General features: G+C 71.5%; 21 protein-coding genes and 1 tRNA gene. 9 read left to right on the plus strand and 13 right to left on the minus strand.

Features of this window, described 5'->3' with window-relative positions:
* Positions 1-55 precede the first annotated feature (55 nt).
* From AC3IYI_RS16190 to AC3IYI_RS16205, 4 genes are all read right to left on the minus strand, one after another.
* Positions 56-223 carry a hypothetical protein gene (locus tag AC3IYI_RS16190; RefSeq protein WP_489410835.1) on the minus strand — a complete coding sequence of 56 codons (168 nt, stop codon included), beginning with the start codon at positions 221-223 and terminating at the stop codon, positions 56-58.
* A gap of 78 nt (positions 224-301) precedes the next feature.
* On the minus strand, positions 302-1,186 hold the full coding sequence (locus AC3IYI_RS16195) for an SDR family oxidoreductase (RefSeq protein WP_489410836.1): 885 nt from the start codon (positions 1,184-1,186) through the stop codon (positions 302-304).
* Positions 1,183-2,139: an alpha/beta fold hydrolase gene (locus AC3IYI_RS16200; protein WP_489410837.1), complete on the minus strand. Its 957-nt coding sequence runs from the start codon at positions 2,137-2,139 to the stop codon at positions 1,183-1,185. The genes AC3IYI_RS16195 and AC3IYI_RS16200 overlap by 4 nt, the downstream gene beginning before the upstream one ends.
* Complete coding sequence (locus AC3IYI_RS16205; protein ID WP_489410838.1) at positions 2,136-3,722, minus strand: flavin-containing monooxygenase; 1,587 nt, start codon at positions 3,720-3,722, stop codon at positions 2,136-2,138. The genes AC3IYI_RS16200 and AC3IYI_RS16205 overlap by 4 nt, the downstream gene beginning before the upstream one ends.
* A 208-nt stretch (positions 3,723-3,930) precedes the next feature.
* Here AC3IYI_RS16205 and AC3IYI_RS16210 point away from each other — a divergent pair, with 208 nt between their 5' ends.
* Complete coding sequence (locus AC3IYI_RS16210) at positions 3,931-4,611, plus strand: MerR family transcriptional regulator (protein WP_489410839.1); 681 nt, start codon at positions 3,931-3,933, stop codon at positions 4,609-4,611.
* On the opposite strand, the gene AC3IYI_RS16215 is transcribed toward AC3IYI_RS16210, so the two are convergent.
* Positions 4,593-5,396, minus strand: a complete 804-nt coding sequence (locus AC3IYI_RS16215) for an exodeoxyribonuclease III (RefSeq protein WP_489410840.1) — start codon at positions 5,394-5,396, stop codon at positions 4,593-4,595. The genes AC3IYI_RS16210 and AC3IYI_RS16215 overlap by 19 nt on opposite strands.
* Positions 5,397-5,434: 38 nt before the next feature.
* Between AC3IYI_RS16215 and AC3IYI_RS16220 the strand changes: the two genes are divergently transcribed.
* Together AC3IYI_RS16220 and AC3IYI_RS16225 are read left to right on the plus strand one after the other, a co-directional pair.
* A complete protein-coding gene (locus tag AC3IYI_RS16220; protein ID WP_489410841.1) occupies positions 5,435-5,938 on the plus strand; it encodes a GNAT family N-acetyltransferase in 504 nt (167 codons plus the stop codon).
* A gap of 134 nt (positions 5,939-6,072) precedes the next feature.
* Entirely contained in the window at positions 6,073-6,627 is a 555-nt protein-coding gene (locus AC3IYI_RS16225; RefSeq protein ID WP_489410842.1) for a TIGR04222 domain-containing membrane protein, read from the plus strand.
* A gap of 84 nt (positions 6,628-6,711) precedes the next feature.
* Here AC3IYI_RS16225 and AC3IYI_RS16230 read toward each other — a convergent pair.
* From AC3IYI_RS16230 to galU, 7 genes are all read right to left on the minus strand, one after another.
* Positions 6,712-6,785: transfer RNA gene (locus AC3IYI_RS16230), tRNA-Ala, on the minus strand.
* Between the two features lie 78 nt (positions 6,786-6,863).
* A complete protein-coding gene (gene sepX / locus AC3IYI_RS16235; RefSeq protein WP_489410843.1) occupies positions 6,864-7,874 on the minus strand; it encodes a divisome protein SepX/GlpR in 1,011 nt (336 codons plus the stop codon).
* A gap of 157 nt (positions 7,875-8,031) precedes the next feature.
* Positions 8,032-8,652, minus strand: a complete 621-nt coding sequence (locus AC3IYI_RS16240) for a GNAT family N-acetyltransferase (RefSeq protein ID WP_489410844.1) — start codon at positions 8,650-8,652, stop codon at positions 8,032-8,034.
* A gap of 17 nt (positions 8,653-8,669) precedes the next feature.
* Positions 8,670-9,194, minus strand: a complete 525-nt coding sequence (locus tag AC3IYI_RS16245) for a MogA/MoaB family molybdenum cofactor biosynthesis protein (RefSeq protein WP_489411558.1) — start codon at positions 9,192-9,194, stop codon at positions 8,670-8,672.
* A 56-nt stretch (positions 9,195-9,250) separates the two neighbouring features.
* Complete coding sequence (gene moaC / locus AC3IYI_RS16250; RefSeq protein ID WP_243335354.1) at positions 9,251-9,754, minus strand: cyclic pyranopterin monophosphate synthase MoaC; 504 nt, start codon at positions 9,752-9,754, stop codon at positions 9,251-9,253.
* Positions 9,755-9,827: 73 nt separating this feature from the next.
* On the minus strand, positions 9,828-11,183 hold the full coding sequence (glp, locus tag AC3IYI_RS16255) for a molybdotransferase-like divisome protein Glp (protein ID WP_489410845.1): 1,356 nt from the start codon (positions 11,181-11,183) through the stop codon (positions 9,828-9,830).
* Between the two features lie 4 nt (positions 11,184-11,187).
* On the minus strand, positions 11,188-12,090 hold the full coding sequence (galU, locus tag AC3IYI_RS16260) for a UTP--glucose-1-phosphate uridylyltransferase GalU (protein ID WP_489410846.1): 903 nt from the start codon (positions 12,088-12,090) through the stop codon (positions 11,188-11,190).
* Positions 12,091-12,182: 92 nt separating this feature from the next.
* Here galU and AC3IYI_RS16265 point away from each other — a divergent pair, with 92 nt between their 5' ends.
* Positions 12,183-12,794 carry a 5-formyltetrahydrofolate cyclo-ligase gene (locus tag AC3IYI_RS16265; RefSeq protein WP_489410847.1) on the plus strand — a complete coding sequence of 204 codons (612 nt, stop codon included), beginning with the start codon at positions 12,183-12,185 and terminating at the stop codon, positions 12,792-12,794.
* Positions 12,795-12,803: 9 nt separating this feature from the next.
* Here AC3IYI_RS16265 and AC3IYI_RS16270 read toward each other — a convergent pair whose 3' ends face one another.
* Positions 12,804-15,662: a penicillin acylase family protein gene (locus tag AC3IYI_RS16270; protein WP_489410848.1), complete on the minus strand. Its 2,859-nt coding sequence runs from the start codon at positions 15,660-15,662 to the stop codon at positions 12,804-12,806.
* 328 nt (positions 15,663-15,990) lie between these two features.
* Between AC3IYI_RS16270 and AC3IYI_RS16275 the strand changes: the two genes are divergently transcribed.
* The 5 genes from AC3IYI_RS16275 (at position 15,991) to AC3IYI_RS16295 (ending at position 21,229) form a co-directional block, all read left to right on the plus strand.
* A complete protein-coding gene (locus AC3IYI_RS16275; protein WP_489410849.1) occupies positions 15,991-17,559 on the plus strand; it encodes a potassium/proton antiporter in 1,569 nt (522 codons plus the stop codon).
* Between the two features lie 363 nt (positions 17,560-17,922).
* Positions 17,923-19,263: an MFS transporter gene (locus tag AC3IYI_RS16280; RefSeq protein WP_489410850.1), complete on the plus strand. Its 1,341-nt coding sequence runs from the start codon at positions 17,923-17,925 to the stop codon at positions 19,261-19,263.
* A 67-nt stretch (positions 19,264-19,330) separates the two neighbouring features.
* Entirely contained in the window at positions 19,331-19,645 is a 315-nt protein-coding gene (locus AC3IYI_RS16285) for an FmdB family zinc ribbon protein (protein ID WP_388498032.1), read from the plus strand.
* An 86-nt stretch (positions 19,646-19,731) separates the two neighbouring features.
* Positions 19,732-20,565 (plus strand): S-methyl-5'-thioadenosine phosphorylase, encoded by an 834-nt coding sequence (locus AC3IYI_RS16290; protein ID WP_489410851.1) that lies wholly within the window; start codon positions 19,732-19,734, stop codon positions 20,563-20,565.
* A gap of 106 nt (positions 20,566-20,671) precedes the next feature.
* Positions 20,672-21,229, plus strand: a complete 558-nt coding sequence (locus tag AC3IYI_RS16295) for a carboxymuconolactone decarboxylase family protein (RefSeq protein WP_489410852.1) — start codon at positions 20,672-20,674, stop codon at positions 21,227-21,229.
* The last annotated feature ends 71 nt before the right edge of the window (positions 21,230-21,300 follow it).

Raw genomic sequence — 21,300 nt, forward strand, 5'->3', positions numbered from 1 at the left:
CGGGAACGGCGGGTCGCGCCCCTCAGCGCGTGTTTCTACGTACCGCTACTCGACGCTACTTGTCGAAATTCTCGACGGTCCCGTCGATGGGTTCGCGGGCCTTGTCCTTGGCCTGGTCGACGGACTGCGAGGCGCGCTCGGAGACCTCGTCCTGCTTGCCGGAGGCCTTCGCCTTCTCCGCGAGTGCCTTGGCCTTGTCCTGGAACTGGTCCTTGATACCCATGTGTCCTCACTCCTGTAGCGGTGTTCGGTAAGGGGAACCCGACCAGTCTCACCCAGGTGGACATTCCTCGCATTCCGGTCAGCGGCCGGGGCTGCGCTCCTGCTCGTCCGCGGCCCCGCCGGCCCCCACAAGTCCCTTGGAAACACTGGCCAGTCGCGGCTCGAACCGCTTCATCTCGCGCTGTCCGACTGTCGAGATGATCCCGGGCAGGTACCCGCGGAACCCCTGCATGCCGCGCAGCCACCACTGGGCGTACACGTGCGCGGAGCGCCGCTCGATGCCCGCCACGATCCGGTCGACGGCCGGCCCCAGCGGGTAGGTCCGGTTCGACGGCCACGGCAGCCGCTGGCGCAGTTCGCGCATGACCTCGTCCTGGTCGGCGCCGCGCACCATGTCGGTGTCGGTCCAGGACAGGTAGCCGACGCCCACCTTGACCCCCTTGTAGCCGACCTCGGCGCTCAGGCAGTGCGCGAAGGCCTCGACCCCGGACTTGGAGGCGCAGTAGGCGGTCATCATCGGAGCCGGGGTGATCGCCGCGAGGGAGGCGATCTGCAGGAAGTAGCCGCGGCTCTCCATCAGTACGGGCAGGAAGGCGCGGGCGGTGACGGCGCCGCCGATGAGGTTGACCTCGATGACCCGGCGCCAGGCGTCGGGGTCGGAGTCCACGAAGGGCCCGCCGGAGGCGACGCCCGCGTTGGCGACGACTATGTCCACCTTGCCGAAGCGCTGCTTGACCTCCTGCGCGACCCGGGCCATGGCCTCGTGGTCGGTGACGTCGGCGTACCAGTGGTCGCTGTCGGTGTGCAGCCGCTCGGAGACCTCCTTGAGGGCCTCGGGCTCCAGGCCCACGAGGGCCACCTTCGCGCCGCGGGCGGACAGTTTGCGGGCAAGCAGTTCGCCGACCCCGCGCGCGGCCCCCGTGACGACGGCGACCTGGCCTTCCAGACTCCTGCGAGCGCTCACGGGGTCTTCTCCTTCGCGGGACGGTTGATGTCGGAGCGGCTGACGGCGGAGCGGCTGACATACGCCTCGGCGAGCTCGCGCACGGCGGCGGTGACGGCCTCCGGGGCCTCGATCGGGCTCATGTGCCCCACCCCGGTCAGTTCGGTGAGCCCCACGCAGTTCGGCAGCGCGGCGGCCAGCCCCCGGGCGTGCACGATCGGCGTCAGCCGGTCGCTCTTGCCGCCGAGGACGGCGGTGGGCACGGTCAGCGCGGCCAACTGCGCGTCCAGGTCCAGGGCGGCCAGCACCCCGGACCAGGCGTGCCGCACCCGGGTGGGGCAGGCGTGGACGATCCGCGCACAGGCCTCGACCTTGTCGGGCGCGGAGCCGGGGCCCATCGTGGCGTACTTCAGCACCTTGCGTGCGACGGGCGTGACGGGCCCGAGCGGGGCCCGGGATCCCAGGACCGCCCCGGTGATGCGGGTCCTCGCGCGGCCGGCGCGCCACGGCAGGACCTGCGCCTCCTCGACCAGCCGGCCGCTGCCGGTGCTGCACAGCAGCGCGGCCGCGGCGTGTTCGGCGAACTCCGGCCGGGCGGCGGCGGCCATGACCGTCATCCCGCCCATGGAGTGGCCCGCGATGACGGCCTTCTCGCCGGGGGCGAGGGTGGCTTCCAGGACGGCGACCAGGTCGTCGGCGAGGGCCTCGGTGCCGTAGCCGGAGCCGGCGGGGCTGCGGCCGTGGCCCCGCTGGTCGTAGGCGATGACCCGGTGCCCGGTGGCCAGGGCCCGTATCTGCGCGGCCCAGAATGCGGTGGAACAGGTCCAGCCGTGCGCGAGCACCACGGCCGGGGCTCCGTCCTCGCCGTGCACCTCGACGTGCAGGCGCGCACCGTCGGCGGAGGTGGCGACCAGCTCCCGGCGGGCGGCCGGCGGGGCGTACGGCCCCGCGGTCACGTGCGTCAGGCGGCTCACGCGGCCCCCTCCTGCGCCGCTTCGGCCGCAGCGGCCGCCGGGACCCGCTCGCGCTCGCGCTCGCGGACCCGTACGACCTCGTACTCGCCCAGGTCCAGGCCCAGGGTCTCCTTGCGGAACTCCCCGGTGGTGCCCGGCCAGACCGTGGTGTTGCGGCCCTGCGCGTCGAGGTACCAGCTGGTGCAGCCGCCGGTGTTCCACACCGTCCGCTCCATCCGGACCTGGACCTGCCGGTTCCAGGCGTTGACCGCGGACGGCCGGGCGGCGAGGGCGACCTTCCCTCCCGGGCCACTTCCATCGAGGAGGGCGAGCTGGCGCATGTAGTCCGCCATGTAGTTCAGCTGCGACTCGATCATCAGGATCATCGAGCTGTTCCCGAGCCCGGTGTTCGGCCCGATGATCGTCATCCAGTTCGGGAAGCCCGCCGCGGTCGCCCCGCGCAGGGATTGCATCCCGTCCTTCCAGACCTCCGCGAGGGTCTTGCCGTCCACGCCCACCACCCGGTCGGCGATCGGCATGTCCGTGACGTGGAAGCCGGTGCCGAAGACGATCGCGTCGACCTCGGTCTCGGTCCCGTCGGCCGCTACCAGCACCGAACCCCGGATCTCCTTGAGCCCGGAGGCCACGAGGTCCACGTTGGGCCGGGCGAGCGCCGGGTAGTACTCGCTCGACAGCAGGATCCGCTTGCAGCCGATGCGGTACGAGGGCGTCAGCTTGGCCCGCAGCTCCGGGTCCTTGATCGAGCGCGCCATGTTGGCCTTGGCGAGGGACTCGATCAGCCCCAGCTGGCCCGGCCGTTTGGTGAAGGCGCTGACCTGGAGTTCCCGTATCCCCCACAGCAGCCCGCGGCGGGCCGCCCGGGTGAAGGGGAGCTGGCGGTGCAGCCAGCGCTCCACCGAGGTGATCGCCCGGTCGGTGCGCGGCATGACCCACGGCGGGGTGCGCTGGAAGAGGGTGAGCCGCTCCACCTCGGGCGCGATGGCGGGCACGATCTGGATGGCGGAGGCGCCCGTACCGATCATGGCGACGCGCTTTCCGCGCAGGTCGTAGTCGTGGTCCCAGCGGGCGGAGTGGAAGACCTTGCCCGGGAAGCCGGCCAGCCCGGGGATCTCCGGCATCTTCGGGTCCGACAGCGGCCCGGTGGCGGAGACGACAACGTCGGCGGTGAGGTCCCCGCCCGAGGTCTCTATCTCCCACCGCATCCCGTCCGCGTCCCACCGCATCATGCGGACCTCGTGGTTCAGCCGGATGTGGCGGCGCAGCCCGAAGGTGTCGGCGACGTGCTCCAGGTACTCCCTGATCGCGGGCTGCCCGGAGAAGGTGCGGGGCCAGTCGGGGTTGGGAGCGAAGGAGAACGAATACAGATGGGAGGGCACGTCGCAGGCGCACCCGGGGTAGTTGTTGTCCCGCCAGGTACCGCCGACGGAGTCGGCGCGCTCCAGGACCACGAAGTCCGTGATCCCCTCGCGCCGCAGCCGCACCGCGGCGCCCAGCCCGCCGAACCCGGACCCGATCACCGCCACGCGTACGTGCTCGCGCACGTGCTCGCGTTCCTGCTCGCGCCCGTCCATGCCACCGCCCATGCCAGCCACCTTCGGATGCCGATGCCAACGCCCACTCGGATGCTGCCAGCAATCACTGGCACAATCGGGAGAGTAGAGCAGCCCCGTACTCATGGGTAGGGGTCGCGCCGGGAAAGTTACCGGGAGTACGCCCTAGGCTGCGCATGTGCCGCACAATGCGACGCAGGACGCAGCGCCACCCACCCGAGCCACAGGAGCAGGGACCACAGTGCGCGAATACCGCACGGAAGAGCTGGCCGAGGCCGCCGGCATACCCGTACGCACCCTGCGCTTCTACCGTGAGCGCAAGCTCCTGCCGCCGCCGCGCCGCGAGGGCCGCATCGCCTGGTACGACGACCACCACCTGGCCCGGCTGCGCACCGTCGCCGCCCTGCTGGAGCGCGGCCACACCCTCGGCGGGATAGCCGAGCTGACCGTCGCCTTCGAGAACGGCCGCGACGTCGGTCAGCTGGGTGAGCTGCTCGGCATCGGCTGGTCCGAGGAGACCCCGGTCCGCCTGACGCCCGAGGCCCTCGCCGACTACTTCGAGGGCGAGGTCACCCCGGAGAACCTGGCGGCCTCGCTCGACCTCGGCTACCTCGCCACCGACGGCGAGGAGATCGTCCACGTCAGCCGCCGGCTCCTGGACGTCTCCTCGGCCCTGGTCCGCGAGGGCGTACCGCTCTCGGCCGTCCTGGAGGCGGGCCGCCGGGTGCGCGAGCACGCGGACGCGATGGCGGCCCTGTTCGCGGACCTCATCACCACGCACATCTCGCAGGAAGCCGTCCCGCGCCTGCGCCCCCTCGCCAAGAGCGTGGTCGAGGCGGAACTCACGATGGCCATGGACCGCCTCCGCCCGCCGGCGCCGGGGTCTTCTCTTCCCTCTCCCCCTCAGACGCCGAGCTCGTAGACCACGGTCACGGGCGCGTGGTCGGACCACCGCTCGGGGTGCGTCTCGGCCCGCTCCACGAACGCCTTGACGGCCTTGGCGGCCAGCCCCGGCGTCGCCACCTGCAGGTCGATCCGCCAGCCGGCGTCGTTGTCGAAGGCCCGCCCGCGGTAGGACCACCAGGAGTACGGCCCCTCGGTGTCCGGGTGCAGGCTGCGCACCACGTCCACGTACCCGGCCGCGTCGTACACCTGCCCGAGCCACTCGCGCTCCTCGGGCAGGAAGCCGGCGTTCTTCCGGTTGGTCTTCCAGTTCTTCAGGTCGGCTTCCTGGTGGCAGATGTTCCAGTCACCGCAGACGACGACCTCCCGGCCGTCCGCGGCGGCCCGCGCCTTGAGCTCCTTCAGATAGCCGAGGAACTCCCCCATGAACCGGTACTTCTCGTCCTGCTTCTCGGTCCCGGCCTCCCCGGAGGGCAGGTAGAGGCTGGCGACGGTCACACCGGGCAGGTCGATCTCCAGGTACCGCCCGCTGTCGTCGAACTCGGCACTCCCGAATCCGACCTGCACCCGCTCCGGCTCCCGCCGCGTGTACACCGCGACCCCGGCCCGCCCCTTGGCGGCGGCCGGCGCGAACACCGTGTGCCACCCCTCGGGCGCCCGCACCTCGTCGGGAATCTGCCCCTCCTCGGCCCGTACTTCCTGCAGGCAGACGACGTCGGCGTCGGACCCGGCGAGCCACGGGGAGAACCCCTTCTTGGCGGCAGCGCGGATTCCGTTCACATTCACAGAGGTCACAGAGAACATCCCTGCACGATAGCCGGAGCGTTCCGTACGCTGTTCGGATGTCTCAGGAGATACAGCTCCGCGTCGTTCCGTACGACCACCCGGACGCGGTCAAGCTCAACGACCAAGTGCAGATCGAATACCAGGAGCGCTACGACGGCGAGGGCGATGTCACCTTCCTCGACCCGGCGATGTTCGCCCCGCCGCAGGGCCTCTACCTGCTCGCCTACGACGCTGCGGGCACCCCGATAGCCAGCGGCGGCTGGCGCGGCCACGAGGCGAACGACGAGGGCTACGCGGACGGCGACGCCGAGCTGAAGCGCATGTACGTGGTCCCCGAGGCCCGCGGCCTGGGCCTGGCCCGCCGCATCCTCGCCGCCCTCGAAGCGGACGCCCGCGCGGCCGGCCGCCTGCGCATGGCCCTGGAAACCGGCGACCAGCAGCCGGAGGCCATCGCCCTCTACCTCTCCGAGGGCTACACCCTGACGGACGCCAAATTCGGCCACTACCGCTTCTACGACTCCAGCCGCTGCATGACGAAGCCGCTGAATCCGGGAGCCTGACCCGGGGCCGCCCGGCCCGGACCGCTCGGCCCCGAACCTCGAATCGGCCTCTGAACTCCCCACCGCCACGGTCGTCCTCCGGCCACCGCGCCCACACTGGGCCGAGGACGTCACCACGACCCAGCGGGGGGACCGTGCACACGGATCCGAGCGTCTACGAACTGGCCCACCTGGCCGGCGGCCCCCAACGCGTCGCCGAAGCCGCCCTGATCGCTCTGCGCGACCTCGGCGCGCTGACCATCACCGGCCCTCGCGTCCGCGCGACCGCGCCCGTACCGCCCGCCCGTCACCCGGTCGAAGCGGTGCTCACGGCGTTCTGCTCGCGCGGGCGCGGCGTCCCGGCCGCGATCGCGGCCGTGCGCGAGGCCCCGGAGACCGCGGAGATCGGGCGCCGACTGCGCGCCCTCGGTCTCCTCACCCGCTTCGGCCACCGCCCCACCCGCGCCGGCCGCCGGCTGCTCGCCGAGGCGAAGTCGGTGGGCGCGCACCCCGCGTACGTCCTCCAGGGCCCGTCCGCCATCGAGGACCGCCTCCTGCGCGGCCTCATCACCGGCACCCGCACCCCGACGGTCCTGGACCGCCTGCGGCCCCGCGCCCCGGCCCTGGACCGCGACATCAACGGAAACTTCGGCTCCGGCCAGGACTTCAGCAGTTTCGGCGGCTCCGGCGGCTCCGGAAGCGATTCCTGACCCGAACGCAAAAGATCCCGCCCGGTCTTCCGACCGGACGGGATCTCGTGACGTTCTCGGGAGCAACCCGTGAACTGTCGTTTGTGGACCTGTGGGGATTTGAACCCCAGACCCCCTCGATGCGAACGAGGTGCGCTACCAGACTGCGCCACAGGCCCTTGCGACGTGTGAAACATTAGCATCCCCTCGCGGGTGCTCCAAAACCGGTATCGGGGAGCGTCCGCGCAGGTCATCGATCACTCGTTCGCGGCGCGCGGGCGCTCGTCGCCCTCGTACTGGTCGAAGAGGGGGGTACGGGCCGCGTCGCGCGGGCGGGTCCGCGGTGACGGGGTCGACGGCTGGGCGCGCAGGCGGGGTTCCGTCGGCTCGGCCGTGCTGGAGCGGGTCGCGCTCCAGGGGTCCGGGGTCGCCGGGCCGGTGGCGCGCGGGGCGACCGGGGCCGTCACGTACGTCGGCAGCGGCACCGGGACGGGCTCCCAGCTGTCACCTCGGGCGGGGCCGCGCTCGCGTTCGCGCTGCTGGTCCACCCACTCCGCGTGGTCGGTCTGCTCGACCAGGGCGCGCCGGCCGGCCTCCTGCGGGGAGACGGGTGGCGCGGGGTCCGGGTCGGAGCCGGCGGCCGGCTCGGACTCCCGGCGCCGGGGGCGGTTCTCGCGCAGGTGGCGGGCGGCCGCCTCGGCGCGCCGCCGGTCCATGGTGAACTCGTAGCGGCGTCGCTCCTGGACCCGCAGGTGCACGATGTACGTGCTCAGCAGCAGGGCGGGGACGGCCGGGGCCCACAGGTAGTGGAGTCCGCCGACGGCGGCGGCGACCGCGCCGAGGGTGAAGATCAGGAAGAGCAGTGCGGTGGTGCGCCGGCGGCGGGCCAGGACGACCAGGCGCTGCTCGCGGCGGGCCCGCTCCGCGCGGTCGGCCCGCTCGGAGGCGGCCGATCTCGGCTCGGACCGGGTCGGCGGGGGCACGACGACGGCCCGGGCGTCGGCGGCGTCCACGGGTTTCACCGTTTCCGTCGCGGCGTCCGGGTCCGCGGGGGGCTGGGGCTGCGCCTCTTCGTCACCGCGCTCACGCAGCCCCTTGGCGTAACGGCGCTCCATTCCCGCCCGGCCGGAAAGCAGCCGGATGGCGGTGGAGAAGCGTTCCGTCGGACGGGCTTCGTTCAGCTCGTCCTGCCTCCGGAGCCACATGGGCACCAAGTAGGCGGCCCAGGCCCCGACAATGACTGCGTAGATGAGGCCGCTGCTGCTCACACCCCACACCGTAGAGGGGCGCGGCCGGGGGGATCCGCCAATTGGGACGGCGTGTCGCACGATCTCGCTGATATCACGGACTTTTTTTGTGATTCTTCGGATCAGGTTATGGGCGAATCGGTCATGGGGCGAAAGAATTCGAACAGATATCGGATTTCTATTGTCCGGGCGGCGTGGCGGGACCGTGCGGATGGTGTTCGCGGTGCCAGCGGCGCAGCAGTCCCTCGCGCACTTCCTCCGCCGTGAGCGCGTACACGAGGTGATCGCGCCAGGCCCCGTCGATGTGCAGGTACCGCGGGCGCAGTCCCTCCTCGCGGAAGCCCAGCTTCTCCACCACCCGCCGGCTCGGACCGTTCTCCGGCCGGATGCACACCTCGATCCGGTGCAGCCCGATCTTGCCGAAGCAGTGGTCCACCGCCAGCGCGACCGCCGTCGGCATCACACCGCGGCCCGCCACGTCCCGGTCCACCCAGTAGCCCACGTGGCCCGCGCACATCGAGCCCCAGGTGATCCCGGCGACCGTCAGCTGGCCCACCAGGCGGCCCTGGTACTCGATGACGAACGGCAGCATGCGCCCCGCGTTCGCCTCCGCCCGCAGGTGGCGCACCATCTGGCGGTACGTCGGCCGCTGGATCACCGGCCCCCAGGGCGCGGGCGGCGGGATCGTCGCCTCCCACGGCCGCAGCCAGTCGCGGTTGCGGCGGTTGACCTCGCGCCAGGCGGTCTGGTCCCGCAGCTTTATCGGCCGGAGCGTGACATCGCCGTCCGCCAGCACCACCGGCCAGGAGGGGCCGTTCAGCTCGTGCTCCCCGGCGGTCTGCCCCCGGGACGGGGGTGGTCGCCGCCGCGGATCTGGTCGACGGCGTGCAGCAGGACGCGGGACAGGACCGCGATCCCGTCGCGGACCCCGCCCGTGGAACCGGGCAGGTTCACGATCAGGGTGTGTCCGGCCACTCCCGCCAGCCCCCGGGACAGGGCCGCGGTGGGCACCTTCGCCAGGGACTCCGCGCGGATGGCCTGCGGGATGCCCGGGATCTCGTAGTCCAGGACCCGGGCGGTGGCGTCGGGGGTCCGGTCGGTCGGCGAGATGCCGGTGCCCCCGGTGGTCAGGATGACGTCGTACCCGGCGGCCACGCCCTCGCGCAGGGCCGCCTCCACCGGGTCCCCGTCGGGGACCACGCGCGGGCCGTCCACCGCGAAGCCGAGCGCGCTCAGGCCCTCGGCGAGCACCGGGCCGCCCTTGTCCGCGTACACGCCCTGCGAGGCCCGGTTCGAGGCCGTGACCACCAGCGCGCGCAGCGAGGGGGCCGGCGGCGTCACGGGCTCCGCTTCCTGGGCATGGGCGTGGCTGTGGACCTCGCCGCCGCGCGGGGCGTTCACGAGCGCGCCCAGTCGCCGGACTTGCCGCCCGTCTTCTCCTCGACCCGCACGTCGGTGATGACCGCGCCCTTGTCGACGGCCTTGACCATGTCGATGACGGTGAGCCCGGCGACCGCGACGGCGGTCAGGGCCTCCATCTCGACGCCCGTGCGGTCGGTGGTCTTGACGGTGGCGAGGATCTCGACGGCGTCGTCGGTGACCTTCAGGTCCACCTTGACCCCGGAGACGGCCAGCGGGTGGCACAGCGGGATCAGGTCGGGGGTCTTCTTCGCCCCCATGATCCCGGCGATCCGCGCGGTGGCGAGGGCGTCGCCCTTGGGAACGCCCTCGCCGCGCAGCAGTTCGATGACCCGGGGGGAGACGAGCACGCGGCCGCTGGCCCGCGCCGTCCGGGTGGTGACGTCCTTCGCCGAGACGTCGACCATCCGGGCCGCGCCGGCCTCGTCGATGTGCGTCAGCCTGGTGCCGGCGGCGCCGCCGGCGCTGCTCTGCGTACTCATATCTGCGTGCCGCTCCCGTCCGGGCCCCGCAAGGGCCTGTGTGGTGCAACACGCTACCCGCATCCGCGGGGCCTCAGCCGAGCAGGACCACTTCCAGCTCGGCCCCGGGCTCCACCGACGTCACGTCCTCCGGTACGACCATCAGCGAGTCGGCGTGCGCCAGCGCGGCGATCAGGTGCGAACCCGATCCGCCGACCGGGCTGACCGTGCCGCTCTCCGCGTCGTACTTGCCGCGCAGGAACTGGCGGCGGCCGGCCGGGGAGCCGATCGCCTTGTCCGCCTCGAGCACCGCGCGCACGCTCGGCCGGCTGACCTCGGAGGCGGGCAGGCCCATGAGGGCGCGGATCGCGGGGCGCACGAACAGCTCGAAGGAGACGTAGGAGGAGACCGGGTTGCCGGGCAGGGCCAGCAGCGGGGTGTGGTCGGGGCCGATGGTGCCGAAGCCCTGGGGCTTGCCGGGCTGCATGGCGAGCTTGCGGAAGTCGATGCCGGCGCCGTCCACGTCGTCGTCGCCCGTGGAGACGGCCGTGAGGGCTTCCTTGACCACGTCGTACGCGCCGACGCTGACCCCGCCCGTGGTGACCAGCAGGTCGGCCCGGATGAGCTGGTCCTCGATGGTGGAGCGCAGGGTGTCGGCGTCGTCGGCGACGGCTCCGACCCGGTAGGCGATGGCTCCGGCGTCCCGTGCGGCGGCGGCCAGGGCGAAGCTGTTGGAGTCGTAGATCGTGCCGGCCGTCAGGGCCTCGCCGGGCTGGACCAGTTCGCTGCCGGTGGACAGGACGACCACGCGCGGGCGCGGACGCACCCGTACGGTGCCCCGCCCGATGGCGGCCAGCAGGGCGATCTGCGGCGGCCCGAGGACGGTGCCCGCGGCGAGCGCGAGGTCCCCGGCCTGTACGTCGCTGCCGCGCGCGCGGACGTGCGCCCGCGCCTCGGCGGGGCGGTGGACCCGTACCTCGCCGGCGGCGCCCTCGGGCGACTCGCTGGCGGGGGTCATTCCCGTGGCGGCGCCACCGCCCGTGCCGCCGTCGGTCCACTCGACCGGTACGACGGCTTCCGCCCCGGGGGGCAGCGGGGCGCCGGTCATGATGCGGGCGGCCTGGCCGGGGCCCACGGTCGGCAGCCGGCCGTCGCCGGCCGCCACGTCCCCGATGACCGTCAGCACCGCGGGGAACTCCTCGCTCGCACCCTGGACGTCGGCGGTCCGGACGGCGTACCCGTCCATCGAGCTGTTGTCGAAGGGCGGCAGCGCGACGGGCACGGTGACGTCCTCGACGAGGACACAGCCCTGGGCGTCCAGCAGCTGGAGCTCGATGGGCTCCAGCGGCCGGACCGTGCCGAGGACGTCCGCCAGGTGCTCGTCCACCGACCAGAGGCGCTGGGGGGGCCCAGCCGGTTGGGGTTGCTGCGGTGCTTCGGGCTCGCTCAAGGTCCTACATCTCCTCCGTGACGTAATGGTGAAGCCAAGCACGGAACTCCGGGCCGAGGTCCTCACGCTCGCACGCGAGCCGGACGATGGCCCGCAGGTAGTCCCCGCGGTCCCCGGTGTCGTAGCGGCGGCCCCGGAAGACCACGCCGTGCACCGGACCGCCGACGGTCTCGTCGGCGGCCAGCTTCTGCAGGGCGTCGGTCAGCTGGATCTCACCGCCGCGGCCCGGCTCGGTCTCACGCAGTATGCCGAAGATCGCCGGATCGAGGACGTATCGTCCGATGACCGCGTAATTGCTGGGTGCGTCCGCGGCGTCCGGCTTCTCCACGAGACCGGTGATGCGGACGACGTCCGACGCGTCGGTGGGCTCGACCGCGGCGCAGCCGTAGAGGTGCACCTGGGAGGGGTCGACCTCCATCAGCGCGACGACGGTGCCGCCGGCGCTCTGCTGGATCTCCGTCATCCGGCGCAGCAGCGGGTCGCGGGGGTCGATGAGGTCGTCGCCGAGGAGGACGGCGAAGGGTTCGTCGCCGACGTGCGGCTCGGCGCACAGCACGGCGTGGCCCAGGCCCCGGGGGTCGCCCTGGCGGACGTAGTGCATGGTGGCCAGGTCGCTGGATTCCTGGACCTTCTTGAGCTTGTCGTCGTCGCCCTTGGCGATGAGCGCGGACTCCAGCTCGTAGTTGCGGTCGAAGTGGTCTTCGAGGGCACGCTTGTTACGGCCCGTGATCATGAGGATGTCGTCGAGGCCGGCCGACACGGCCTCCTCGACGACGTACTGGATGGCCGGCTTGTCCACCACGGGAAGCATTTCCTTGGGTGTCGCCTTGGTCGCGGGAAGGAACCGAGTGCCGAGGCCCGCGGCCGGGATGACGGCCTTTTTGATCACGGGGTGCAACTGAGTCATGCGCGGAACGATAGTCGTTCGTCATGAGGCCCGAGTGAGATTCAGATGAACATGATCAGGTATACCCCGATAGAAATGGATACGAGCCAACCGTGACAGAGAACCAGCCTCCGACGGCCAAGGCGGACCTTCGCCGTGAACGCCTCGCGGCCCGTCGCGCCTTGTCCGCCGACGCCCTGCGCACGACGGCCCGCGCCCTCTCCCGCTCCGCCCTGGAGCTGCCCGAACTCAGCTCCGCCCACACCGTGGCCGCCTACGTCTCCATCGGCTCCGAACCGGGCACCCGCGAGCTGCTCGACGCCCTCCGGGCGGCCGGCATCCGCGTGCTGCTGCCCGTCCTGCTGCCCGACAACGACCTCGACTGGGCGGCGTACGAAGGCCCGGAGAGCCTGGCCGAGGCCGCGCACCCGGGGAAGATGCGGCTCCTGGAGCCCGCCGGGCCCCGCCTCGGCCCGGACGCGGTGACCGGCGCCGACGCCGTACTGCTGCCCGGACTGGCCGTGGACCGGCGGGGGATGCGGCTCGGGCGGGGCGGAGGCTCGTACGACCGGGTGCTGGAGCGGCTGGAGCGCGCCGGGGCGCATCCCGCGCTGGTCGTGCTCCTCTACGACGACGAGGTGGTCGCGCGGGTCCCGGAGGAACCGCACGACCACCCCGTGCGCGCGGTGGCCACCCCGTCGGGGGTGCTCCGCTTCAGTTTGTGAAGCCGCCCGTCAGGAACCCTCGGGCTGGAGGGTCAGGGTCTCGACCGTGGCCTTGTCCACGGCGGCCTTCCCGAAGGGCCAGTCCAGCAGTTCGCCCTTGGCCCACATCGTCGTCTGGTCCGTGTAGTGGTCGTGGTACGCGTGCCCCGAGGCGCCCGTCAGGTTGATCCAGCGGGACTTGTCGAAGTCGGCGAGGTTCACGACCATCCGCATCGACGGCACCCAGGTGACCCCGTACCCGCTGGAGGCGTTCCAGCCGGTCGCGTTGACGGTGGCCTCGCCGCCGCCCAGGTTCCAGGGGCCGCGGTTGAGGAGCCACTGAAGGTAGCCGGGGCCCTCGGTGCCGATCGTCTGGTTCTTCAGCATCAGCTGGTGCATCCGGCCCCAGCTCCAGGTCGACTGGTCCTTGCCGAGCTTGGCGGTCAGCTCCCAGCGGGCGTCCTTCATGGCCCGGGCGAAGAGCTGGTCGCGGGTGGTCGTGGCGGCCACCCTGCGGCCGACCGCGGGCGACTGCCACCACTGCGACTTCTCGTCCTTGACCAGGCGGCGGACCACCTCGAACCAGCGGTCGCCGCCGTCCGGCTGCGCCGAGTCGGAGTCGCGCTCGCCGCATTCGCGGATCATCGTGGCGAGGTCGTCGGCCGGTCCGGTGGTCTGCTCGGGGACGTTCATGCAACTGCCCTCGACCCGCAGTTCCTTGGGCATCTTGTCGCCGAAGGCCAGCTTGAGGATGTTGCGCCAGACCGCGTTGAAGTACGCGGCGGCCGCCGAGTCGGGCTCCTGGGTGTAGTTCCAGCCCTCCAGGAGCTTCTGCGCGGAGCGGACGTCCGGGTCCGAAACGTCGATCTTGGCCAGCATCGGGGTCAGCAGCGCGGCGATCTCGCTGCTGTTGTCCATCTGCATGGTGCGCATGTCGTCGGTGGAGATCTTCCCGCTGTCCTTGATCTTCGCCTCGATGAGGTCGTTGATCCGCTGGCTGCGGGCGCCGTAGCCCCAGTCGGTGGTCAGCAGGTACGGGTACTTGCCCGTGCCGGTGCCGCTCTCGGTGACGGCCTGGTTGGCGGTCACGATGAACCCGCGGTCGGGGTTGAGCACCCACGGCATCTCGTCCTGCGGGATGTACCCGGCGTTGCCGTCCTTGCCACCCTTCCAGGCGTACTTGGAGTCCCAGCCCGGGGCCGGCATCTTGCCGTCCGCGCCGCCGCCCCGGATCGGGATGCGGCCGGGGGCCTGGTAGCCGATGTTGCCGTGGAGGCCCTCGTCGTCGGCGTAGATCAGGTTCTGCGAGGGGACCTCGAAGTCGCGGGCCGCGGCGCGGAACTCCTGGAAGTTCTTGGCCCGGTTGAGCGAGAAGACGGCGTCCATCGACTTGCCGGGATCCAGCGCGGTCCAGCGCAGGGAGACCCCGTATCCGTTGCCGCGGTCCGGGGCCGCACTGGTGACGGGGGCGCGGGCGCCGACCGTGGCGATCTCGTCGCTGCGGTCGGAGATCAGCGGGCCGCTGTTGGTGGACCGGACGGTGATCTTCTTCTCGCCGCCGCCGGCGATCTTGATGACCTCGTCGCGGGTGGTGAAGGGGAGCACCTTGTTGTCGTAGACGTAGCCCTCGGGCCTGACCTGCTGCAGGTAGAGGTCGGTGACGTCGGCACCGAGGTTGGTCATGCCCCACGCGATGTCGGCGTTGTGGCCGATGATCACGCCCGGCATGCCGGAGAAGGTGTAGCCGGCCACGTCGTACTTGCACGAGGCCGAGGCCGCCCGGCAGTGCAGGCCCATCTGGTACCAGACCGAGGGCAGCTGCGGGGAGAGGTGCGGGTCGTTCGCGAGCAGCGGCTTGCCGGTGGTCGTGTACCGGCCCGAGACGACCCAGGAGTTCGAGCCGATGCCGCTGCCGGCAGGGCCGAGGATCGCGGGGATCTCGTCGAGGGTGTCGGCCAGCGCGCCGAGCGAGGTGCGCAGGCCCACGGTCGCGCCCTGGGCGGTGGCGTTGCCGGCCAGCCCGGTCTCGCCGACGGTCTGGGTGGAGACCTGGGAGCCGGTGGAGCTGGTGGAGCCGGTGGAGCCGCCCCGCCCGCCGGAGCCCACGGGGCTGCCGGAGCCGGGCTGCTGCGGGGCGTACTTCCCGCCCTTGACGGTGCCGCCCTCGACGATCGGCCGGTTCCGGTCGAAGGGGTACGGCGGGTAGAGCTCGTCGATCTGCGCCTGCGAGAGCTTGCCCGTCATCAGCGCGCGGTCGATCTCGTCCTGCATGTTGCCGCGCAGGTCCCAGGCCATGGCCTTGAGCCAGGCCACCGAGTCGACCGGGGTCCACTGCTCGGGCGCGTAGGCGTCGCTGAGCTTGAGGGCGGCGTGCTCGACGGAGAGGTCCTTGCCGGACTTCCCCTTCAGGTACGCGTTGACCCCGTCGGCGTAGGCCTGGAGGTACTTCTTCGTTTCCGGCGACAGCTTGGTGTCGTACTCCTGCTGCGCGACCTGGCGCCAGCCGAGCGTGCGCAGGAAGGCGTCCGTCTCGACCTGGCCGGAGCCGAACATCTCGGAGAGCCGCCCGGAGGTCATGTGGCGGCGTACGTCCATCTCCCAGAACCGGTCCTGCGCGTGCACGAAGCCCTGCGCGCGGAAGAGGTCCTCGTCGGAGTCGGCGTACAGCTGGGGGATCCCGTTGGCGTCGCGCTTGACGTCGACGGTCCCGGCCAGGCCGGGCACCTTGAGGGAGCCGGTGGTCTGCGGGAACGAGGCCCGCACGCTGTCCACGGTCCAGTAGGCCCCGTACCCGAGGCCAGCGAAGAGCGCCAGCACCAGGACGAGCACGATCAGACGGGCGCGTCGTCCCTTCTTCTTGACGGAAGGGGCGGTTTCGTTGGCGGGCATCGCTGTCCTTAGAGGGGCAGGGTGGTCCTGGGAGTGCTGGGAGCAACCATAGGCGCAGGACCGCCCCTGGTGATCCGCCAGGGGTCGAGCTCGTGGTCGGCCCCTTGCCGACGGCTCGTGACGAGGGGTCATGAGGACAGGGCCCCGCAGGCGTTTCACAATGTGGCTAATGAGTAAAGGGCGCGCCAAAGATTAGGTAAGGTAACGAAGTACTTGCCGTCCGTGCCCGCACCGGAACGATCCGTCAGTCCGACGTCCGCCGTTCCGCCGTCGCCTGGCACATCGAGGAAAGGGCCGCCCGCTGACTGTCCACACGCTCAATGAGCTCATGCTGGTCTGCTCGCTCGTGCTGCTCGTCGCCGTTGCGGCGGTGCGCGTCTCCTCGCGCAGCGGACTCCCCAGCCTGCTCATTTACCTCGGCATAGGCATCGCCATAGGCCAGGACGGCATCGGCAACGTCGTATTCGACAACGCCGAGCTGACCCAGGTGATCGGCTATGCCGCGCTCGTCGTGATCCTCGCCGAGGGTGGTCTGGGCACCAAGTGGAAAGAGATCAAGCCGGCCCTGCCGGCCGCGATCGTGCTGTCACTGGTCGGCGTCGCCGTCAGCGTGAGCGTGACCGCGGCGGGCGCGCACTACCTGGTCGGACTCGAATGGCGGCAAGCCCTGCTGATCGGCGCGGTCGTCTCCTCGACCGACGCGGCGGCCGTCTTCTCGGTCCTGCGCAAGGTCCCGCTCCCCTCCCGGGTGACGGGTGTGCTGGAGGCCGAGTCCGGCTTCAACGACGCCCCCGTCGTCATCCTGGTCGTGGCCTTCGCGACCGTCGGGCCGGTCGACCAGTGGTACGTCCTCATAGGCAAGATCGCGCTGGAGCTGGCGATCGGCGTCGCGATCGGCCTGTCGGTGGGCTTCCTGGGCTCGTACGGGCTGCGGCACGTGGCCCTGCCCGCCTCGGGCCTCTACCCGATCGCGGTGATGGCGATCGCGATCACCGCGTACGCGGCCGGCGCGATGGCGCACGGCTCCGGCTTCCTCGCGGTGTACCTGGCGGCGATGGTGCTCGGGAACGCGAAGCTCCCCCACTGGCCCGCCACCCGGGGATTCGCGGACGGGCTCGGCTGGATCGCCCAGATCGGCATGTTCGTGCTGCTGGGGCTGCTGGTCACCCCGCACGAGCTGGTCCACGACTTCTGGCCGGCGGTGATCATCGGGCTGGTGCTGACGATGGTGGCCCGGCCGCTGGAGGTCTTCGTCTCGCTGCTGCCCTTCCGGCTGCCCTGGCAGGAGCAGGCGCTCATGTCCTGGGCGGGCCTGCGCGGGGCCGTGCCCATCATCCTCGCGACCATCCCCATGGTGTCCGGGATCGAGGGCAGCGAGCGGGTCTTCAACATCGTGTTCGTCCTGGTCGTCGTCTACACCCTGGTCCAGGGCCCGACCCTGCCCTGGCTCGCGCGCAAGCTGAAGCTGGGCAGCAGCGACGAGGCCGCCTCCGACCTGGGGATCGAGTCGGCGCCGCTGGAGAAGCTGCGCGGGCACCTGCTGTCCTTCGCGATCCCGCCCGCCTCGCGGATGCACGGCGTGGAGGTGAGCGAGCTGCGGCTGCCGCCGGGGGCTTCCGTCACGCTGGTCGTACGGGACGCGCGGAGCTTCGTACCGGCGCCGTCGACCGTGCTGCGGCGCGGGGACGAGCTGCTGGTGGTGGCCACGGATCCGGTACGGGACGCCGCGGAGGCACGGCTGCGTGCGGTGGCCCGGGGCGGCAAGCTCGCGGGCTGGCTGGGGACCGGCGGGAACGGGCACGGGAACGGGCACGGCGGCGGGAAGGCGAAGGGCTCCGGCAAGGGCTCGGGCAAGGGCTCCGGCAAGGGGGCTTCGAAGGGTCCCGCCCAGGGTTAGAGCGACGCTCTAATTCATCAATTTCGACGCTCTTTGTCCATATTCACCCCTGTTTACGTGGGGCTTGAATGCGAAGTTCCAGTTAATCGCAGGTGAAGACACACCCTGTAGCCCTAATCACAGGGCGTATCGGTCGATCTGCCTGTACGATAAAGGAACAACACATCGAACCAACTCTGCCTGACGCAGAGCTGGCGCGACCGCAAAGCGGCCGTGGCACCCTCCCGCAGTGGGCGCCCAGGTATCACTCGGTTCGGCGCAAGAGGACAGCTCTCGGGGCTCCCACATGTACGGGTGCATCGCCCACAAGGCGCGCATCGTCCGCAGACGGGGAGTTCTACCAGGCAGCGGAAAGGCCAGGCCGTGACATCCGCGGTCACGACCGACAAGTCCGCTCCGTCCACCCGACCCGGCTACGGGCAGCTCCTGCGCACGCCCGGCGCCCTCGGCTTCGTTCTCCCGGGATTCGCCGCGCGACTCCCCTTCGGCATGCTGACGATCAGCATCCTGCTGCTGGTCCAGCACACCACCGGTTCCTACGGCAGCGCCGGCATCGTCGCCGCCTTCACCGGTATCTCCATGGCCGTGTTCGCCCCGGTCATGGGCAAGCTCATCGACCGCCACGGCCAGAGCGCCGTCCTGGTCCCGGTGGCCCTGATCCACGCCACCGCCGTCAGCTCCCTGGTGGCGTTCGCGCTGCTGGGTGCGCCCGTCTGGGCGCTCGCACTGGCGGCCGTCCCCGCCGGTGCATCCGTCCCGCAGGTCGGACCCATGGTCCGGTCCCGCTGGGCGGCCAAGCTCGAGGGCTCCCCGCTGCTGCCCACGGCCGCCGCGTTCGAGTCCGTCACCGACGAGTTCACCTTCGTCGTCGGCCCGGTGCTCGCCACCGCGCTGTGCACCGGCATCAACCCGGCGGCCGGTCTGGTCACCGAGGCCGCGCTGACCCTGATCGGCGGCCTGCTGTTCGCCGCCCAGCGCGCCACGCAGCCCAAGCCCGTCGCCCGCCCGGCGCACGGTGAGAAGCACGCTCCGGCCCTGTCGTTCCACGGCCTGCGCGTCCTGATCGTCGCCTTCATCGGCATCGGCGCCGTCTTCGGCGGCATGCAGGTCTCGCTCGCCGCCTTCTCCGAGGAGATCGGCAACCCGGGCGCCAACGGTCTGCTCTACGGCGTCTTCGCCGCGGGCAACATGATCGCCGGCATCGCCTGCGGCGCGATCGCCTGGAAGATCGGCCCGCGCCGCCGCCTGATCCTCGGCTACATCGGCCTCACCGCGGCCGCCTCGGTCCTGTGGGCCGCGAACTCGATGATCCTGCTCGGCGCGCTCGGCCTGGTCGTCGGTCTGTGCATCGCCCCCGCGCTGATCACCGGCTACACCATGATCGAGCAGCTGATCCCGTCCACCTCGCGGACCGAGGCCTTCACCTGGCTCACCGGCGGCGTCGCCTTCGGGCAGGCCGGCGCCGTGACCCTGGCCGGCCGTCTGACGGACGCCCACGGGTCCTCGTACGGGTTCCTCGTGCCGATGGTGGCCACCGCGCTCGCCCTGGCCATCCTGCTGGCGCTGCGTGCGAAGCTGGCCCCGAAGGCCCCGAGCCGGATCGTCAGCTCGTCCAAGCCGGCCGCACAGGCCGCGCCCGCCGCACCGTCCACGAAGGTGAACGAGCGTGGGATGGGTCACCGAGTCCCGGTGACGGTGGACTGATCCGCCGGAATACGTCACCATGAAGCGTCGTTAGCACTCATTGAGCCAGAGTGCCAGGAGGAAATTCGTGCCGACCTACCAGTACCAGTGCACCGAGTGCGGTGAGGGCCTTGAGGCCGTGCAGAAGTTCACCGATGACGCACTGACCGTGTGCCCGAGCTGCGACGGACGCCTGAAGAAGGTGTTCTCCGCGGTCGGCATCGTCTTCAAGGGATCCGGTTTCTACCGGAACGACAGCCGCGGCGCTTCGTCGAGCAGCACCCCTGCCTCGAAGCCCGCGTCGACGCCGGCCGCCACCCCGGCCGCGTCGTCGTCGAGCACCTCGGCGTCTTCCTCCTCTTCGTCGACCTCCTCGTCTTCGTCGAGCACCTCGGCCGCCTGACCCGCCCGACGCTTCACGCTTCGCCCCAGGCCCCGCCCGTCCCCATGGACCGCGGGGCCTTCGGCATGCCCCGTTAGGGTGGCCGCATGGCGAATGCAGAGATCGGTGTCATCGGCGGATCGGGCTTCTACTCCTTCCTGGAGGACGTCTCCGAGATCCAGGTGGAGACGCCTTACGGGCCCCCCAGCGACTCCCTCTACCTCGGCGAGCTCGCCGGCCGGACCGTGGCCTTCCTGCCCCGTCACGGCCGCAGCCACACCGTCCCCCCGCACAAGATCAACTACCGGGCCAACCTGTGGGCGCTGCGTTCCGTGGGCGTCCGCCAGGTGCTGGGCCCCTGCGCGGTCGGCGGCCTGCGCCCCGAGTACGGCCCGGGCACCCTGCTCGTCCCCGACCAGCTGGTCGACCGTACGAAGTCCCGCGCCCAGACCTTCTTCGACGGGGAGCCGCTCCCGGACGGCTCGGTCCCCAACGTCGTGCACACCACCTTCGCCGACCCGTACTGCCCGGTAGGCCGCTCGGTGGCGCTGGCGGCGGCGCGCGGGCGGGAGTGGGAGCCGGTGGACGGCGGCACCATGGTCGTCATCGAGGGGCCGCGCTTCTCCACGCGCGCCGAGTCCCGCTGGCACGCCGCGGCCGGCTGGTCGGTGGTCGGCATGACGGGCCACCCCGAGGCGGTCCTCGCGCGCGAGCTGGGGCTCTGCTACACCTCGATGGCGCTGGTCACGGACCTGGACGCGGGCGCGGAGACGGGCGAAGGGGTCTCCCACACGGAGGTCCTCAAGGTCTTCGGCGAGAACGTCGGGCGCCTGCGCGAGGTCCTCTTCGACGCGGTGGCCGCCCTGCCCGCGACGGAATCCCGCGCCTGCCTGTGCACCCACGCCCACGACGGCTGGGACCTGGGCATCGAGCTGCCGTAGGAAAAGTTTCCGGGGTCGTGTCACGTTTCGCGGGGCTGTCCGGTCTCAGTTGGTGAAGGCCGGGCGAACAGCGCCCGGCCGGGCCCGGCCCCAGGAGGCACCCGCCATGGCACGCATCTCGCTCACCCCGCCCCGCACCCTCCTCAACCGCTTCGGCGCCTGGTACTCGCGCCGCGCCTACGGCAAGGTCCTCGAACCCGGACTGGCCTGCGGGCACAACGCGCGCGTGCTGTTCACCTCCATACGCCTCGAACAGCGGGCGGCGAAGTGGAACGCCCTCGACGGCGGCCTGAAGCACCTCGCGGTCATGGCCGCCGCCGCCCGCATGAACTGCTCGTGGTGCATGGACTTCGGCTACTGGGAGGGCCAGGCGAAGGGGATCGCCCCGGAGAAGGCCGAGAAGGTGCCGGTGTGGCGCGAGGCCCGCGAGGCGTTCACGGACCTGGAACTGCTGGTCATGGAGTACGCCGAGGCCATGACCGAGACCGAGCCGTCCGTCACCGACGAACTCGCCGCCGAACTGATCGCGCGCCTCGGCGAGGCCGCCTTCGTCGAACTGACCGCCATGGTCGCGCTGGAGAACATGCGCTCGCGCGTCAACAGCGCCTTCGGCCTGACCAGCCAGGGCTTCAAGGAGTCCTGCGAGATCCCCGCCAAGCGCTGACCCGCACCCGCACCCGCACCCGCACCCGCACCATGGCGGACATGGGCAGCCGAGTGCGCTGACGGTGGTCA

Source organism: Streptomyces sp. GL_148 (genome assembly GCF_057834205.1).

What these genes read in the sequence shown, in the direction of transcription:
- AC3IYI_RS16190 (WP_489410835.1), bottom strand. Translation starts at nt 223, where the DNA reads ATGGGTATCAAGGACCAGTTCCAGGACAAGGCCAAGGCACTCGCGGAG.
- AC3IYI_RS16205 (WP_489410838.1), bottom strand. Translation starts at nt 3,722, where the DNA reads ATGGGCGGTGGCATGGACGGGCGCGAGCAGGAACGCGAGCACGTGCGC.
- AC3IYI_RS16215 (WP_489410840.1), bottom strand. Translation starts at nt 5,396, where the DNA reads ATGTTCTCTGTGACCTCTGTGAATGTGAACGGAATCCGCGCTGCCGCC.
- AC3IYI_RS16220 (WP_489410841.1), top strand. Translation starts at nt 5,435, where the DNA reads ATGTCTCAGGAGATACAGCTCCGCGTCGTTCCGTACGACCACCCGGAC.
- moaC (WP_243335354.1), bottom strand. Translation starts at nt 9,754, where the DNA reads ATGAGTACGCAGAGCAGCGCCGGCGGCGCCGCCGGCACCAGGCTGACG.
- galU (WP_489410846.1), bottom strand. Translation starts at nt 12,090, where the DNA reads ATGACTCAGTTGCACCCCGTGATCAAAAAGGCCGTCATCCCGGCCGCG.
- AC3IYI_RS16270 (WP_489410848.1), bottom strand. Translation starts at nt 15,662, where the DNA reads ATGCCCGCCAACGAAACCGCCCCTTCCGTCAAGAAGAAGGGACGACGC.
- AC3IYI_RS16275 (WP_489410849.1), top strand. Translation starts at nt 15,991, where the DNA reads ATGCTGGTCTGCTCGCTCGTGCTGCTCGTCGCCGTTGCGGCGGTGCGC.
- AC3IYI_RS16290 (WP_489410851.1), top strand. Translation starts at nt 19,732, where the DNA reads ATGGCGAATGCAGAGATCGGTGTCATCGGCGGATCGGGCTTCTACTCC.
- AC3IYI_RS16295 (WP_489410852.1), top strand. Translation starts at nt 20,672, where the DNA reads ATGGCACGCATCTCGCTCACCCCGCCCCGCACCCTCCTCAACCGCTTC.